Here is a 16,016-nt window from a genome sequence, read left to right as displayed (position 1 = left end):
ATTACTCGAGTAATGAACCAATCAACGGGGCTCGCGTGATCGACGACGGGAAGCCGATCTTCCTCCAGATCGCCGAGCAGATCGAGAACGACATCATCGACGGCAGCCTGGCCGAGGAATCCCAGGTGCCATCGACGAACGAGTTCGCCGCCTTCCACCGCATCAACCCCGCGACGGCCGGCAAAGGGGTCAACCTCCTGGTCGACACGGGCATCCTCTACAAGAAACGGGGCATCGGCATGTTCGTCGCCACGGGCGCACGCGATCGCCTCATCGCGAGCCGCCGCACCCAGTTCGTCGACGACTTCGTACGTCCCCTGCTCGTCGAGGCATCGAAGCTCGGCATCGACTCCACGACACTCGCCGGCTTGATCACATCCACTAGTCCCGCAGCCATGGCCGCGGCCAACGAGGACCGGACATGAACAATCACACTCCCCCTCCCGCCGACCCCGCGATCGAGGTTCGCGGGCTCACCAAGCGCTTCGGCTCGATGACCGCGCTCGACGACGTCTCGGTGACGATCCCTGCCGGTTCGATCACGGGTCTGCTCGGCCGCAACGGCGCCGGCAAGACGACGCTCATGCACGTACTGACGGGGCAGGACTTTCCGTCGAGCGGGCACGTCAGGGTGTTCGGCCAGACGCCCGGAGAGAACGCCGCAGTGCTGCAGCGCATCTCCTTCGTCAAGGAGAGCCAGCGCTACCCCGACAACTTCAAGCCCAAGCACGTGCTGCGCACGGCTCCGTGGTTCTTCGAGAACTGGGATGCCGAGTTCGCCGGCCGGCTCGCCGACGATTTCCGCCTGCCGCTGAACCGCGGCATCAAGAAGCTGAGCCGGGGCCAGCTCTCGGCCGTCGGCGTGATCGTCGGGCTCGCGAGCCGCGCGCCGCTCACCTTCTTCGACGAGCCCTATCTCGGTCTCGACGCGGTCGCCCGGCAGATCTTCTACGACCGCCTGCTCGCCGACTACGCGGAGTTCCCGCGCACGGTGGTGCTCAGCACGCACCTGATCGACGAGGTCGCGAATCTGCTCGAGCACGTCATCGTGATCGACCAGGGCCGCATCGTTCTCGACGCGCCTGCCGACGAGCTGCGCGGCCGCGCCGCGAGCATCGTCGGCAGCAAGCCCGACATCGACGCGTTCGTCGCGCGGCGCCGAGTCGAGGTACTTCACCGCGAGGAGCTGGGCCGAACGGCATCCGTTCTGGTCGACGGGGTCGATGACAGCGTGAGAACGGATGCCGTGAACGCCGGCCTCGAACTCACTCCGGTATCACTGCAGCAGCTGATCGTGCGCCGCACCGGCGGCGCACTCGGCGCAGCGGATGCCGCACCCTCAGGTTTCACCACCGCGGGCTCGCCCCGCCGCAGCCGCGAAGGAGCATCGCGATGACCGCCGTCACGCTCATCGAACCCGGCGCTCGAAGCAGCGCCGCCCACGCGCCCAGCGCCTCGGCGCGCATCTGGCGCATCGTGCGGCTGCACTACGCCAACCGCGTCAACTCGCTGTACGCCCCTCTCGGCACCCTCGCGAGCATCTTCGCGGTCTTCCTCTTCGTGCAGGTCCTCATCGTCCACGCGACGGGGCACAACGCCGACAGCGGGCAGGGCTACTCCCCCGGCCTCGTGTATTTTCTGCCCTACCAGGTGATCTTCGCCGTGCAGGCGATGAACCTGACCTTCGCCTACGCCCTCGGCATGTCCTCGACGCGGCGCGACTTCGCGCTCGGGACCGGGCTCATGTTCTTCCTGCAGTCGGCCGGCTTCTCGGTGATCTGCACGGTGATGTCGTACCTCGAGCAGTGGACGCACGGCTGGGGCCTCCACTCGGTGCTCTTCCATGGTCTCGTCTACGGCACCGGCAATGTCGGCGAGCGTCTGCTGACGTTCTTCGCCGGCATCTTCTTCATGCTCTGCGTCGGGTCGGTATTCGGCGCCGCCTTCGTGCGGTGGCGGATGAACGGCACCTTCGTCATCGGCTTGGCGCTCCTGCTGGTGTTCGTCGGCGCCGCGGCGCTCATCACCTTCACGAACTCGTGGCTGCGGCTCGGAAACTGGTTCGTCGCCGTCGGACCGGCCGGGTTCGCCGCGTGGCTCCTGCTTCCGGCCGCGATCTTCGCGGTCATCGGCTACGTGGCCCTGCGCCGCGCCACGCCGAAGAGCTGAGGCGCGCCGGCCACGACGCTCACCGCACTGCGCCGGCCACGTTGGCTAGCGCTTGCCGCGCAGCGACTTCTGCATCGTCACCGTGCCGAGCCACCGGCCGAACTTGAACCCGACGCGGCCCATGCGCCCGACCTCTTTGAAGCCGAGCTTCTCGTGCATGCGGATCGACGCCTCGGCCCCCTGATCGGCGATCACGGCGATCACCTCACGGATGCCCGCTTCACGGCACTTGTCGAGCAGCACCTCGAGCAACGGCGTGCCGAGTCCCTTCCCGGTCGCGGCCGGCCCCAGGTAGATCGAGTTCTCGACCGTGTACCGGTACCCGGCCTTCGCCGACCACGGCGAGACGAGCGTGTACCCGAGGATCTGCCCGTTCGGGCTCTCGGCCACGAGGAACGGCATCTTCGCCTTGCGGATGTGGTCGTACTTCGTGCGCCACGCGCGCAGCGTCATCGGCTTGTCGTCGAAGGTGACCGTCGAGTTGGTCACGTAGTAGTTGTAGATCTCACGAACATGCGGCAGATCTTCGGGGACCGCCTCGCGGATGCTGTACGAGAACGGCGCCTCTTCGGGCGCCGGCTTGCGAAGGTGGGGCGGCAGCACCCGCCGCGTCTGATACTCCTCTTCCAGCACACGCCTATTCTGTCGTGCCCAGCGACCCGCGACACCACAGAGGGGCGGCGATCCGATCGATCGTCGCCCCTCAGTTGCCGTCGCCTACGCTCCGGGCTTGCCCGCGAGCTGGCGGCTCACGATGTCGCGCATGATCTCGTTCGTGCCGCCGTAGATGCGGTGCACGCGCGCGTCGGCGAACGCGCGGGTGATCGGATACTCGTTCATGTAGCCGTAGCCGCCGTGCAGCTGCAGGCAGGTGTCGAGCACCTCCCATTCGCGCTCGCTCGCCCAGAACTTGACCTTCGCGGCCTCCTCGGCCGACAGCTTGCCGTCCTTGTAGGCGAGCAGCGCGCGGTCGACGTACGCCCACAGCGCGTCGACGGTCGCGGCGACGTCGGCGAGCTTGAACCGCGTGTTCTGGAAGTCGATGATCCGCTGGCCGAACGCCTCGCGGCTCTTCGTGTAGTCGACGGTCCAGGCGAGGGCGGCCTGCGCCGCGCACGCGCCGGCCACGCCGATCGAAAGGCGCTCGAGGGGCAGGTTCATCATGAGCTGGACGAAGCCGCGCCCCTCCTGGCCGCCCAGCAGGTTCTCCTCGGGGACGAACACGTCGGTGAACGACAGCTCGGCGGTGTCGTGGCCGTGGGAGCCGAGCTTGCTCAGCTTCTTGCCGTGGTCGAAGCCGTCCATGCCGTTCTCGATGAGGACGATGCTGAAGGCATCCGGCCGGTTGCCCTCCCCCGTCTTCACGAACGTGACGACCAGATCGGCGGTCTTGCCGCTCGAGATGAACGTCTTCGCTCCGTTGATGACGTAGCCGCCCTCGACCTTCTTCGCCGTGGTCGAGATGCCGCGCAGGTCGGACCCCGCGCCGGGCTCCGTCATGGCGAGCGCGCCGATGACCTCGGCCGTCGCCATGCGCGGCAGCCACTTGGCCTTCTGCTCCTCGGTGCCCATGTGCACGAGGTACGGCACGGCGAGGTCGTCCTGGATGCCGAAGGCGCCGGCCAGCGAGCCTCCGCCGACCGCGATGATCTCTTCGCCTACGACGGCGCGATAGCGGTAGTCCCGCAGCATGCCGCCACCGCCGAACTCCTCCGGTACGGACAGGCCGAGGATGCCCGCCTCGGCGGCCGCTCTCATCGCCGCCCGGTCGATCTCGCCCTCGGCGTCCCAGCGCTGAATCGCCTCGTTGGTGACGTGCCGCTTGATGAAGTCCTTCACCAGGCCGCGGAAGTCTTCGTGGTCTTCGTCGTAAATGTCTCGCTCCATCGCGAGGTCCTCCCTGTTGTCGATCTGGGCGCACGCCGGGGAGAGGTTACGCACGCGCGGGGCCGTGCGTGCAGCTTGCTGTGGGATCACTATTCACCCGCGCCGCATACGCCGAGCCGACTTGTGGAATCGCAACACCGACCACCCGATAACCTTGCCCGCATGGCCCCCGCGAAGTCCTTGTCGCAGCTCGCCGCCGAGGGTGCGATGGACCCCGGCTGGGCGCAGGCGCTCGAGCCCGTCGCCGGCCAGATCGCCGCGATGGGCGAGTGGCTGCGCGCCGAGAACGCGGCCGGGCGCGGCTATCTGCCGGCCGGCGCGAACGTCCTGCGCGCCTTCTCGTACCCGCTCGCGGACGTGCGGGTGCTGATCGTCGGCCAGGACCCGTACCCGACGCCCGGGCATCCGATCGGCCTCTCGTTCGCCGTCGAGCGGCACGTGCGCCCCGTGCCGCGCTCGCTGCAGAACATCTACCGCGAGCTGCACAAGGACCTCGAGGTTCCGGTGCCCTCGCACGGCGACCTCACGGCGTGGAGCGAGCACGGCGTCATGCTGCTGAACCGGGTGCTGACCGTACGGCCCGGGGCCGCCGCCTCGCACCGCGGCAAGGGCTGGGAAGCCGTCACCGAGCACGCGATCCGCACGCTCGTCGCGCGCGACGCCCCGCTGGTCGCGATCCTGTGGGGCCGCGACGCGGGCACGCTGCGGCCGTTGCTCGGTGAGACGCCGATCATCGCCTCGGCGCATCCGTCGCCGCTGTCGGCATCGAGCGGATTCTTCGGCTCGCGTCCCTTCAGCCGGGCCAACGCGCTCCTGGCCGAGCAGGGCGCGCCGCCGGTGGACTGGGCGCTCGCCTGACTCACCCAGGGGAGAGAACGCACGATCGGGGAGACCGGCCGTGCCGGATTCTCTCCCCGATCGTGCGTTCTCTCCCCGAGTCCTAGGCCTTGGGGGTGAGCGGACCGCGATGCACCGCGAACTGGGCGGCCTGAGCGATCGGCCGCAGCACGATCAGGTCCTGGTCGACGTACCACGGCTGCTCGAGGGCCGCGACGATGACGGATGCCACGTCCTCGCCCGTGAGCGGGTGGTCGACCCCCTCGTACACGGCATCGGCCTTCCCGGCGTCGCCGAGACGGTTGAGTGAGAACTCCTCGGTGTGCACCATTCCCGGCGCGACCTCGATGACCCTGATCGGCTCGCCCTTGAGGTCGAGCCGCAGCGCGCCGAACAGGCCGTGCACGGCGAACTTCGCCGCGTTGTAGCCGCCACCCCCGGCGTAGGCCTGCAGACCCGCGGTCGACGAGACGGTCAGGATGTCGGCGGAGCCGGACCGCCGGGCAGCCTCGCGAAGCAGCGGCAGCAGGGCCTGCGTCACGCGCACGACGCCGATGACGTTCACGTCGAGCATCCATCGCAGGTCATCGATCGAGAGCTCGGGCACGGGGTCCGTGCCGCGGGCGCCGCCGGCCACGTTGATGAGCGCGTCGACACCGCCGCTCTCCCCCAGCCAGGATGCGAGCTGCGCGACATCCGCTTCCTCGGTCACATCCGCGACGAACGTCTCAGCGCCCGTGGCCGCGGCGAGCGCCGCCAGCCGGTCGGCACGTCGCGCGACGCCGACGACCCGCCAGCCGTGCTCGGCGAACAGCCGCGCCGTCGCCTCACCGATTCCCGAACTCGCACCCGTGACAACGACTCTTTTCGCATCCGCCATGACTCCATCATGTCGCGCGGCCGTGTCACCGCGAAGGCACGTGTGACTGCGTATGTCAGCACCCCTTTGCGGCACGGATGCCACGCTTCTAGTGTCGGTGCCACATCGCAGACCACCCAGTCCCTCAACCCGACCCATTCAGCCACCGCAGGAGGCATCACCATGACCCTCGACCCGACGAACTGGCAGTTCGAGACCAAACAGATCCACGCGGGCGCGGCGCCCGACCCGACGACGAACGCTCGCGCGACGCCGATCTACCAGACCACTTCGTACGTCTTCAACGACGCGGACCACGCGAAGAACCTGTTCGCCCTCGCCGAGTTCGGCAACATCTACACCCGCATCCAGAACCCGACGCAGGCCGTCGTCGAAGAGCGCCTCGCGGCGCTCGAGGGCGGCTCCGGAGCACTGCTGCTCGCCTCGGGCCAAGCGGCCGAGACGTCAGCCGTGCTGAACATCGCGCAGGCCGGCGATCACATCGTCTCGTCGGCGTCGATCTACGGCGGCACGTACAACCTGTTCAAGTACACGCTCGCGAAGCTCGGCATCGAGACCACCTTCGTCGTCGACCAGGACGACCCCGACGAGTGGCGCGCGGCGGTGCGCCCGAACACGAAGCTGTTCTTTGCGGAGACGATCGGCAACCCGAAGGTCAACATCCTCGACCTCGAGACGGTCGCGGGCATCGCGCACGCGAACGGCGTGCCTCTCATCGTCGACAACACGATCGGCACCCCATATCTGCTGCGCCCCTTCGAGCACGGCGCGGACATCGTGATCCACTCGGCGACGAAGTTCATCGGCGGCCACGGCACGACCATCGGCGGCGTCATCGTCGACGGCGGCCGTTTCCCCTGGTCGGAGCACGCCGACAAGTTCCCGGGCCTCAACGAGCCCGACGAGTCGTACCACGGCGTGCAGTACACGCAGGCGGTCGGCGACTCGCTCGCCTTCATCATCAAGGCGCGGGTGCAGCTGCTGCGCGACCTGGGGCCGGCGATCGCGCCGATCTCGGCGTGGCTCCTGATCCAGGGCCTCGAGACGCTGTCGCTGCGCGTCGAGCGCCACGTGCAGAACGCTCAGGAGATCGCGGAGTTCCTCGAGCGCCACTCCGACGTGGCGTCCGTCAACTACGCGGGCCTCCCTACGAGCCCCTGGTACGCGGCGGCGAACAAGTACACGCCGAAGGGCGCGGGTGCCGTGCTGTCGTTCGAGCTCAAGGGCGGCGTGGACGCCGGGAAGGCCTTCGTCGACAGCCTGCAGCTGTTCAGCCACCTCGCGAACATCGGCGACGTGCGCTCCCTCGTGATCCACCCCGCGTCGACGACGCACTCGCAGCTCACCCCCGAGCAGCAGCTCACGAGCGGCGTCACGCCGGGCCTCGTGCGCCTCTCGGTCGGCCTCGAGAACGTCGACGACCTGAAGCAGGACCTCGAGAACGCTCTCGCCGCGGCGAGCGCGGTGGCTCAAGCCGCCAGGACGGCGTAACGCACCGCGGCCGGCGGGCCGCGCAAACAAACAAACACAGCCCGCACGGCGTAACGCACCGCGGCCGGCAGGGCCGCGCAAACAAACACAGCCCGCACGGCGTAACGCACCGCGGCCGGCAGGGCCACGCAAACAAACACAGCCGGACGGCGTAGCACCCGTCACAAAGCCCTGACGGTCTGCCACTCCTTGGCACAATCGCCTTATGGAGTGGCAGACCGTTGAAGACACTGTGCCGTCGAGTTTCGTCACCGACGCGCAGTTCCGCTCGCTGCTCGGCAAGCCACCGGCCACGGGCGCGTGGCGAGAGAGCGATCCAGTGGGCAATCGCCGCTTCGTGGGTCTCGGGCCGTTCACGTTCGAGAGCGGGCAGTCGCTGCCGTACGTACGGGTCGCATATGAGGCATGGGGGGAATTGAACGCGGATGCCTCGAACGCCGTCCTCATCGAACATGCGCTCACGGGCGACAGCCATGCCGTCGGCGAGGCGGGGCCGGGTCACCCGACCTCGGGCTGGTGGCAGGGCATCATCGGCCCGGGCAAGGCGATCGACACGGACCGGTGGTTCGTCGTGGTGCCCAACATGCTGGGCGGGTGCCAGGGCACGACGGGTCCGGCATCCATCGCTCCTGACGGCGAGCCGTGGGGGCCTCGCTTCCCGTTCACGACGATCCGCGATCAGGTCGAGGCGCAGGTGCGCTTCGCCGATGAGCTCGGCATCGGGCGGTGGGCGGCTGTGGTCGGCGGGTCGATGGGCGGCATGAGCGCGCTCGAGTGGGCGGTGAGCCACCCGGATCGCGTCGAGCGCCTCGGTGTCATCGCCGCCCCTCCGGTGACGACCGCTGATCAGGTGGCGCTCAACTCGGTGCAGCTCGAGGCGGTGCGCACCGATCCGCATTTCCGTGGTGGCGACTATTACGACCAGGCCGACGGTGAGGGTCCGCATCGTGGGCTCGCGCTGGCGCGTCGCATGGCGCTGCTCAACTACCGCAGCCCTGACGAGCTCAATGCGCGGTTCGCCCGCAGCTGGCAGAGCGACATCAGCCCGTTCGGCGGGGGCGGCCGTTTCGCCGTCGAGTCGTACCTCGACTTCCACGGCAATAAGTTCACCCGACGCTTCGACGCGAACAGTTATGTCACGGTCGTTCAGGCGATGAACTCGCACGACGTCGGCCGCGGCCGCGGCGGTGTCGCGGCGGCACTGGAGCGCGTCACGGCGCGCACGCTCGTCGTCGGCATCGACAGCGACCGCCTCTTCCCGGTCGAGGGCCAGCGCGAGATCGCGGCCGGCGTGCCCGGCGGCCTCGACGGCGGAAACGCGGTCGTCATCCGGTCGGAGTACGGTCATGATGGGTTCCTCATCGAAGACGAACTCATCGGCGAACAGCTCGCTCGGCTGCTCGCCGCCATGCCCCCGACCCGACAAGACCACGTGCCTGAATGAATCGCATCGCCAAGGAGCGCGACCGCCTTCTCGCGGCGGCAGCCCGGGTCACGGGCATGCTGTCGGCGCTGACCGCGCTGCTCTGCCTGATTCTGCCGTACGCGCTGTCGACGGGCCGCGAGATCGCGGTCGCGGCGCTGCTGGTCGCGGTGCTGATCGGATTCCTGCGGCTGAGCGCCTCGACGAGCATCTGGTGGGTGGTCGTGCTCGAAGTCCTCGCGGTCGCCTCCCTCCGCGTTGCGACGGGTGGTGTCGACCCGACGAACACGGCCACTTCGTATGCGCTCGGCGTCATCGCGGGCGGCGTGGTCGGGGCGCTTGGCATCATGCTGCTGACGACGGGCCCGCGCATCGTCCTGTTCGTGCTGAGCCTGGTGGCGTCGCTCACCGCCCTGTTCTTGAGGGACACGCACGCGGCCTACACGTTCCATGCGATCGTGATCGGCCTCGGCGGCTGGGCGTTCTGCGCCGTGCTCGCTCTCTGGCTGGGGCGCATCGTGCCGCAGGCGATGCTGCGCATCTCGGCGATGAGCGACGCCTACCGGGCCGAGCGGGTCGCGAGCGAGACTGAAGCGCGTCGGCGGCAGGGCGCGCGGCTGCTGCACGACACGGTGCTCGCGACGCTCACCCTGCTCGCGCACTCGGGCGTCGGGGTGAGCGAGCAGGCGCTGCGCGAGCAGGCCGGTCAAGATGCTGCGCTGCTGCGCCAGCTGCGCATGGGGTACACGCCGAACCCCGAGGCGAGCGGTGAGTACAAGCTGCGGCCGGTCGAGGAATCCACGCTCGGCAACACGCTCGAGTCGGTGAAGCAGCGGTTCCGCCGCATGGGACTCGAGGTGACCTGGCACGGCAAGGGGCAGGTGCTGCTGCCGAGTGACACGCTCGACGCCTTCCTGCTCGCCCTCGCCGAGAGCCTCGAGAACGTGCGACGGCACTCCGGGGTGGGCGAGGCGCACGTCACGATCACCGACGACGACTCGAGCGTGCGAGCGATGGTCACCGACGACGGCGTGGGATTCTCCGCCGAGGACATCCCGCACGGCCGGCTCGGCTTCACCGAGTCGATCGTCGCGCGCCTGCGCGACGTGGGCGGCGACGCGCGGCTGTTCTCCGCCCCGGGCAGCGGCACGACGGTCGTGCTGGAGGTGCCCAAGTGAGCCATGCCATGCCGCAGCGGCGCGGCGAGGAATCCGCGCCCAGCACTGAACGCCTCGCGATCGGCATCAACCTCGCCGCCGATGTGATCCTCGCCGTCTGCCTTCTCTTCTTCCTGTTCGACGCGCGCCGCTACCCGATGCTGCCGCTCGACATCGCGGCGTGGGCGCTCCTGCTCGCCGTCGTCACGCTCACGCAGCTCGGCGCGGCACGGCGGGTTCGCCTGCCCACCTCGTGGTGGACGATCGCGCGCATCGTGTTCGGCGCCGTCATCGTGCTCGACGTCTTCGGTGTGCTCGACCAGGTCGGCAACGGGGTGTCCGGCCCGTATCCGACCGCGGCGATCGGTGTGGGTTCCGGAATCGCGATGTTCGCCACCGCGCATCAGCGCGAACGCAGCATCACCCTGGCGATCGCGGCGCTCGGCATCCTGCTGGCAGTCGACATCGTGGTGACGGCACCCGGCGCCCTCGACCCCGATCTCGCGCCCGGCATCGTGTCTCTCGCGCTGGCTCTCGCGCCGCCCATCGTCGGCGTCGCCACGGTGCGGGCGTTCCGGAACATGGTCGAGTTCCAGTCCGACCTGTCGCAGGCGAAGGGCACGACCAGCGCGGCCGCCACGAGCCTCGGCCAGACGGCATCCGAGCAGCTCGTGCGCCTCGACATGCAGGCCGAGCAGCTGCTCGACGACGTCGCGAGCGGGCGCACCCCGCTTCCCCTCAGCGAGTCGCTCGCCGACAGCGCGTCGACGATCGCGACGCAGCTGCGCATGAACCTCGTCGCGCGCAAGAGCGAGACCTGGCTGCACCACGCGCTCACCGAATCGACCGTGTTCGGCGCGATCTCGACGATCGACGACCCCGACGGTCTCGCCGCGAGCCTCGCACCCGATCAGCGGGACGGCCTGCTCACCGGCATCTGGATGCTGGCGGGCGACGGCGAGCGGGTCGCACAGGCGCTGACGGTCACGGTGCGCCGAAACAACGTCGGCGCACAACAGCGTCTCGCGGTCACGCTCGAGCTCATCGGTGTGCCGAAACGCCGGGTTGATCCGGCGGCATGGCAGGCTATCAGCAGAGTGGGTCGCTATACGGACGTATATAGCACCCCTACGCTAAGAGTCGACGTCGACTGCGCCCTCGACCTGGTCGCCGACCGCTGACCCCCGAGTGCGACGACATCCCGAGAGAAGGAATCCAGTGACTGGTCAACCCATCAGGATCGCAATCGTCGACGACCACCGCATGATCCTCGGCGCGCTCACCGAGTGGATCCGCAACGCAGCCGATGACATCGAGGTCGTCGCCGCCATCGCCACGTGGCCTGAGCTGCTGACGAGTCCGGCGTTCCCCGTCGACGTGGTGCTGCTCGACGTCGACCTGAAGGACAACATCCCGATCTCGGTGAAGCTGTCGGCCCTCAAGACCGCCGGTACCCGCACCGTGCTGATGAGCGCGCTCTCCGACCCGAACGTCGTACGCGAGGCGCTCGCGGCCGGCGCCCTCGGGTACGTCGTGAAGAGCGAAGACGCTGCGATGATCGCCGAGGCGGTCCGCGCGGCCGTGCAGGGCGAGTCGTTCATCTCGGCCGAGCTCGAGGTCGTGCTCGGCGAGACCGAGGGGTCGAGCCCGAAGCTGTCCGCGCAGGAGCGCCGCGTCATGGCGCTGTACGGCGCGGGTGAGCCGGTGAAGTCGGTGGCGTTCAAGCTCGGCATCAGCGACGAGACGGCGAAGAGCTACCTGAAGCGCATTCGCGAGAAGTACCGCCTCGCCGGCTTCGACGTCGGCACGAAGGTCGCGCTGCGGAAGCGCGCGATCGCCGACGGCATCCTGCTCCACAACGACTGACGCGTCGGCCGCGTCACACGTCGGCCGCGTCACACGTCGGCCGCGTCACACGTCGGCCGTGACTGTGCCCGGTTGACGCAATTGTTCCCGCTACACGGGGCACAGAAGCGCCAAACGGGCACAGTGCCGGGCTAAGCGGGCACAGCGCCGGGCTAAGCGGGCACAGTGGTGCGCTGAGCGGGCACAGTTGCGCGAGCGCTCAGGCGTGCGGCGTCAGCTGGCTGAGCTGGCTGCTCAGCTGTGCCACGAACTGGATCACCCAGACCATCGACGAGATCAGGGCCACGACGTAGCTGCCGATCATCACCCAGAGGGGCGTGAGGCCACGCGGCGCGGCGACCCGGCGCACGATGACGCTGCGGCCGATCACGTACACGATCGGCGTGAGGAACGCCCATGCCCACTGGAACGGCCGGACGACGCCGACCCGCTCGAGCCGCCGCTGGTCGAAATAGGCGAGCACGATCGCGGCGACGTAGCTCAGCAGCCCGAGCAATGACGTGACGGTGTAGCCCGGGCCGAACAGCGTGTAGGTGTTGAAGTGCGGCTGCGGGGCCGGAAGACCGAGTGCCTGCGCCGACTGCACCTCGCGCACGTAGGCCGTGAGCGGCGCGAGGTCGATGTGCACGAACCACACGAGAATTCCGCTGAGCAGGGGCAGCAACGCGATGATCCACACGAACGGGCCGTAGATCGGGGCCCCCTCGGCCAGCCGCGGCCGCTCGGCGCGCGGGCCTCCCCCGCTGACGCGATGCGTCCATTCGTTGCCGTCCCAGAATCGCTGGGCGGCCTGCTGCCAGGGGTCCGGGTACCACCCCGGAGGCACGTTGCTCACGCCACGACGCTATCGGGTGACGGATGCCTGTGGCACGGCCTTGACGCGAATGAGCGCCGTCTGAACGGCTGCGCAGCGCGTCAGTGCGTCAGTGCGAGGGAACCGTGAGGTTGAGGGGGCGCGTGCGGGCTCGCAGCCGCCCCGACCGCCGTTCGATCGAGAACGACACCACGGCGATGATCAGTCCGAGCACGGTGAGCCCGATGCCCAGCCAGATCGGGGCGCGGTACCCGAGGCCGAGCCCGACGACCACGCCCCCGAGGGAGGCGCCGAGCGAGTTCCCGAGGTTGAACGCGGAATGGTTGAGTGCCGCTGCGATCGACTGGGCGTCGTGCGCGACATCCATGAGGCGCGTCTGCACGGCCGGCGACACCACCGACGACGCAGCGCCCACGAGGAAGATGCCGAGGATCAGCAGTGCCGGAGTCCGCGCGAACAGACCCGTGAAGGCGAGGGTCGCCATGACCGCGAGGAACGCCGCGAGGATCGTGCGCTGCACCGAGCGGTCCGCGCTGTGACCGCCGATGAGGTTGCCGACGAACATGCCGATGCCGCAGGCGACCAGCGCGAGCGGGACCCACGGCTGCTGCGGCAGGTGGGCCACGTCGGTCACGAGCGGGGCGACGTAGGTGTACAGGGCGAAGAATCCGCCGAATCCGATCGCCGCCATGCCGAGGGCGAACCACAGCTGCGGGTGCCGGAACGCCGACAGCTCACGCCGCAGCGTCTGCCCGGGATTGCCCGGCTGCCACGGCATGGCCGCGCTGACCGCGATGAAGGTGAGGGCGAAGAGGCCCGCGACGCAAAGGTAGGCGGCGCGCCATCCGTAGGTCTCACCGACCCAGGTGATGGCGGGCACGCCGACGATGTTCGCGACAGTGAGACCCGTGAGCACGAAGGCGACACCGCGTGCTCGCTTGCCCTCGCCCATCAGCGAGGCCGCGACGAGCGACGCGATGCCGAAGTACGCCCCGTGCGGCAGACCGCAGAGGAAGCGGAACAGCAGGAGCGTCGGGAAGTTCGGCGCAAGCGCCGCCGCGACGGTCGTGAGCGTGAACGCGACGAGCAGCCACATCAGCAGCCGCTTCCGCGGAAGTCTGGCGGCACTCGCCGCGATGGTCGGCGCACCCACGACCACGCCGAGCGCGTAGGCGCTCACCATCAGGCCGGCGTGAGCATTCGCGTCTTCGTGGCTGCGCGCCCAGATGCCGGGCAGCATCGAATGCGCGATGTCGGGCAGCAGACCCATGGCGACGAACTCGGTCGACCCGATCGCGAAGCCGCCGAGCGCGAGGGCGACCAGCGCGAAGCGGATGCGAGTCGGGGACATCGCCGCCGACCCTGCGTCGGTGCGAGTCATGGGCTCGATTGTACGGCGGGCGTCGAAACGATTCGAGCGCGCCTATTCGGCCAGACTTCGCGCGGCCCGCACCTGCTCGTACTCCCAGATCGCGCGCCGCAGCACGGTCTTGTCGCGCGCGCCCACGATGGCGCGCAGCGCCACGGAGGCGAAGGCCCCGAGCCAGCCGCCGATGCCGTTCGCGACGACGTCGCCGATGTCGGCGACGCGCTGGGGAAGGAATGCGCCCTGCGTGAGCTCGATGCCCGCCGAGAAGGCCGGCGTGATGAGCAGCACGGTCCACCAGAGGCTCCGCGGCAATGCCAGCGCGAGCAGGAATCCGAGCGGCACGAACATGGCGATGTTCGTCGTGAACTCGAGCGGCAGGTAGCCGAACCACTCGGGAACGCCGTGGCGGTGTGCGATGGCGAGCACGGTGCTGATCGCGTTCCGGTAGCGCCTGTCGACCGGGATCGGCGACATCGTGATCAGCAGCACGACCACCGAATAGGCGCCCAGCAGGACCAGTGACAGCCACAGGCGGGCATGGCTCTTCGGCGGTTCGCGCATCCGCTACTCCAGAGCCGCCTCGAGGCGCGCGATCTTCCCGTCGAGCTCGCCGGTGCGACCCGGGCGGATGTCCGCCTTCAGGACGAGCGAGACCCGGGTGCCGAACGGCAGCACCGCCTCCGTCGCACGCTTGACCACGTCGAACACCTCGTCCCACTCCCCCTCGATCTCCGTGAACATCGACGAGGTGCGGTTCGGCAGACCCGACTCGCGCACGACCCGTACGGCCGCTGCGACCGCGTCGTGCACCGAACCGTCGTCGGTGGCGGATGCCCCGCCCGACGGAGCGACTGAAAATGCGACGATCATGCTGTCTTTCCCCTTCTTCTCGGCGATGTGCGCCGCGCGCCCGCGCTCCAGAGGGCGACGAGTGCCCACGCGAAGATCACGACATCGAGCACATTGCGCACGGTGACGAGTCCGATGACCGTAGCCTGCGCCCCTGTCAGTCCCTCGTAGAACCACGGATAGATCAGCTGTGTCAGAGCGAGCGAGATCATGACGAGGATCGCCGGCAGGCGGAACCGCCGCCCGGCGACCATCATGCCGAGCATCACGGGCACGGGGAACCACGTCTGGTACTGCGGCGAGCCGACTTTGTCGAACACGCAGAAGCCGACCGTGAGCGCGAGCCCGAGCAGCGCCACGACGTACCGCGGCTCGGCGCGCCGCACGACCGCGATCACCCCGACGATGATGGCCACGGCCACGGCGAGCGGCATCGCCCAGTCGGCCGCCGCGGCGAGCGCGGCCGCTCCGGGCCCCGCGACCTGGAACGTGTAGATGCCCGTGTCGTAGTAGATCTTGAGCCCGGGCACTCCGGCCCAGACGCCCCAGAGCAGCGGCGTCGCGAACACCGACTCGATCTGCAGGCCGCGCCCGGATTGCTGACCGATGAAGCTGAAGAGGAAGCGTGCGCGCAGCACCCAGAGCGCCAGAGCCACGATGACGACGCTCGCGCCGACGGCGCCGACGAGCACGCGCCACCGTTCCTTCGCCGCGACCACCGCGGCGGCGATCAGCGCAACCGGCCAGAACTTCACCCAGGCGCCGATGGCCAGGAGCACGCCGGCGAGCCACGGGCGCGTCTCGAGCGCGACGATGCCGAGCACCGCGAGCGCGACCGAGACGATGTCGAGGCGCCCGAGCGATACCGGGCCGAGCGCGATCAGCGCGATCAGCCAGTACCACGCCGCGCGTACCCGAGATACCGAGGGGCGGCTCAGCAGACTCGCGAACGCGGCCGCGTTCAGCAGGCTGACGAGCAGCAGCCAGAGTGCGCCGTACCCGGCGTCGCCGGCCATCCTCGGGATCAGCATCGGAACGAGCGCGACGATGGGGTACACCCACGGCGCATCGATCGCGGGCCAGCCGTAGCCATGGAGTGCGTTGTCGATCCAGACCCGGTAAAAGCCGGTCACGTCGTTGAACGACGCCCCCGTGGGCCCCGGGACGAGGCAGATGGCGGCCAGCACGAGGTGAACCGCGATGAACGCCGGCCAGAGCAGGGAACGACGTCTGACCAGGGCGCGCATGGCCCCACCATAGCCTCCCGGGAATCG

General features: G+C 69.1%; 17 protein-coding genes. 9 read left to right on the top strand and 8 right to left on the bottom strand.

Annotated elements, in window-relative coordinates:
* Positions 1 to 35: 35 nt before the first annotated feature.
* The 3 genes from ACFOYW_RS18100 to ACFOYW_RS18090 are packed head-to-tail and all read left to right on the top strand — an operon-like array spanning position 36 to position 2,169.
* A complete protein-coding gene (locus tag ACFOYW_RS18100; RefSeq protein ID WP_390232346.1) occupies positions 36 to 425 on the top strand; it encodes a GntR family transcriptional regulator in 390 nt (129 codons plus the stop codon).
* Positions 422 to 1,396: an ABC transporter ATP-binding protein gene (locus tag ACFOYW_RS18095; RefSeq protein WP_390232343.1), complete on the top strand. Its 975-nt coding sequence runs from the start codon at positions 422 to 424 to the stop codon at positions 1,394 to 1,396. Before ACFOYW_RS18100 ends, ACFOYW_RS18095 begins: the two co-directional genes overlap by 4 nt.
* A complete protein-coding gene (locus tag ACFOYW_RS18090; RefSeq protein WP_390232340.1) occupies positions 1,393 to 2,169 on the top strand; it encodes a hypothetical protein in 777 nt (258 codons plus the stop codon). The genes ACFOYW_RS18095 and ACFOYW_RS18090 overlap by 4 nt, the downstream gene beginning before the upstream one ends.
* A gap of 45 nt (positions 2,170 to 2,214) precedes the next feature.
* On the opposite strand, the gene ACFOYW_RS18085 is transcribed toward ACFOYW_RS18090, so the two are convergent.
* Both ACFOYW_RS18085 and ACFOYW_RS18080 read right to left on the bottom strand, forming a co-directional pair.
* Positions 2,215 to 2,802 carry a GNAT family N-acetyltransferase gene (locus ACFOYW_RS18085; RefSeq protein WP_390232337.1) on the bottom strand — a complete coding sequence of 196 codons (588 nt, stop codon included), beginning with the start codon at positions 2,800 to 2,802 and terminating at the stop codon, positions 2,215 to 2,217.
* Positions 2,803 to 2,886: 84 nt separating this feature from the next.
* Complete coding sequence (locus ACFOYW_RS18080) at positions 2,887 to 4,056, bottom strand: acyl-CoA dehydrogenase family protein (RefSeq protein WP_390232334.1); 1,170 nt, start codon at positions 4,054 to 4,056, stop codon at positions 2,887 to 2,889.
* A gap of 162 nt (positions 4,057 to 4,218) precedes the next feature.
* Between ACFOYW_RS18080 and ACFOYW_RS18075 the strand changes: the two genes are divergently transcribed.
* Positions 4,219 to 4,914 carry a uracil-DNA glycosylase gene (locus ACFOYW_RS18075; RefSeq protein ID WP_390232331.1) on the top strand — a complete coding sequence of 232 codons (696 nt, stop codon included), beginning with the start codon at positions 4,219 to 4,221 and terminating at the stop codon, positions 4,912 to 4,914.
* 82 nt (positions 4,915 to 4,996) lie between these two features.
* Here the strand turns inward: ACFOYW_RS18075 and ACFOYW_RS18070 are convergent, their stop codons facing one another.
* Entirely contained in the window at positions 4,997 to 5,773 is a 777-nt protein-coding gene (locus ACFOYW_RS18070; RefSeq protein WP_390232328.1) for an SDR family oxidoreductase, read from the bottom strand.
* 162 nt (positions 5,774 to 5,935) lie between these two features.
* On the opposite strand from ACFOYW_RS18070, the gene ACFOYW_RS18065 reads away from it, so the two are divergent.
* The 5 genes from ACFOYW_RS18065 (at position 5,936) to ACFOYW_RS18045 (ending at position 11,710) form a co-directional block, all read left to right on the top strand.
* Positions 5,936 to 7,264: a bifunctional o-acetylhomoserine/o-acetylserine sulfhydrylase gene (locus ACFOYW_RS18065; RefSeq protein ID WP_390232325.1), complete on the top strand. Its 1,329-nt coding sequence runs from the start codon at positions 5,936 to 5,938 to the stop codon at positions 7,262 to 7,264.
* A 205-nt stretch (positions 7,265 to 7,469) separates the two neighbouring features.
* The gene (gene metX, locus ACFOYW_RS18060) at positions 7,470 to 8,708 is read left to right on the top strand and encodes a homoserine O-acetyltransferase MetX (protein ID WP_390232323.1); all 1,239 of its coding nucleotides are present in this window, start codon (positions 7,470 to 7,472) and stop codon (positions 8,706 to 8,708) included.
* Positions 8,705 to 9,865, top strand: a complete 1,161-nt coding sequence (locus ACFOYW_RS18055) for a sensor histidine kinase (RefSeq protein WP_390232321.1) — start codon at positions 8,705 to 8,707, stop codon at positions 9,863 to 9,865. Before metX ends, ACFOYW_RS18055 begins: the two co-directional genes overlap by 4 nt.
* Complete coding sequence (locus ACFOYW_RS18050; protein ID WP_390232318.1) at positions 9,862 to 11,025, top strand: hypothetical protein; 1,164 nt, start codon at positions 9,862 to 9,864, stop codon at positions 11,023 to 11,025. The genes ACFOYW_RS18055 and ACFOYW_RS18050 overlap by 4 nt, the downstream gene beginning before the upstream one ends.
* 37 nt (positions 11,026 to 11,062) lie before the next feature.
* Positions 11,063 to 11,710, top strand: coding sequence for a response regulator (locus ACFOYW_RS18045; RefSeq protein WP_390232315.1), 648 nt, complete (start codon positions 11,063 to 11,065; stop codon positions 11,708 to 11,710).
* Positions 11,711 to 11,909: 199 nt separating this feature from the next.
* On the opposite strand, the gene ACFOYW_RS18040 is transcribed toward ACFOYW_RS18045, so the two are convergent.
* The 5 genes from ACFOYW_RS18040 to ACFOYW_RS18020 form a co-directional block, all read right to left on the bottom strand.
* Entirely contained in the window at positions 11,910 to 12,545 is a 636-nt protein-coding gene (locus tag ACFOYW_RS18040; RefSeq protein WP_390232312.1) for a DUF2510 domain-containing protein, read from the bottom strand.
* Between the two features lie 88 nt (positions 12,546 to 12,633).
* The gene (locus ACFOYW_RS18035) at positions 12,634 to 13,905 is read right to left on the bottom strand and encodes an MFS transporter (protein ID WP_390232310.1); all 1,272 of its coding nucleotides are present in this window, start codon (positions 13,903 to 13,905) and stop codon (positions 12,634 to 12,636) included.
* A 42-nt stretch (positions 13,906 to 13,947) separates the two neighbouring features.
* The gene (locus ACFOYW_RS18030; protein WP_390232307.1) at positions 13,948 to 14,454 is read right to left on the bottom strand and encodes a VanZ family protein; all 507 of its coding nucleotides are present in this window, start codon (positions 14,452 to 14,454) and stop codon (positions 13,948 to 13,950) included.
* A gap of 3 nt (positions 14,455 to 14,457) precedes the next feature.
* Positions 14,458 to 14,763 carry a thiamine-binding protein gene (locus ACFOYW_RS18025; protein ID WP_390232304.1) on the bottom strand — a complete coding sequence of 102 codons (306 nt, stop codon included), beginning with the start codon at positions 14,761 to 14,763 and terminating at the stop codon, positions 14,458 to 14,460.
* Positions 14,760 to 15,989, bottom strand: coding sequence for a glycosyltransferase 87 family protein (locus ACFOYW_RS18020; RefSeq protein ID WP_390232302.1), 1,230 nt, complete (start codon positions 15,987 to 15,989; stop codon positions 14,760 to 14,762). The genes ACFOYW_RS18025 and ACFOYW_RS18020 overlap by 4 nt, the downstream gene beginning before the upstream one ends.
* Positions 15,990 to 16,016: the final 27 nt, after the last annotated feature.

Origin of the sequence: Gryllotalpicola reticulitermitis (assembly GCF_042651345.1) — a bacterium.
In the GTDB taxonomy this organism is placed as follows: domain Bacteria; phylum Actinomycetota; class Actinomycetes; order Actinomycetales; family Microbacteriaceae; genus Gryllotalpicola; species Gryllotalpicola reticulitermitis.
Note: the sequence above shows the minus strand (reverse complement) of the source record. Positions and strands in the feature narration are given on the sequence as shown.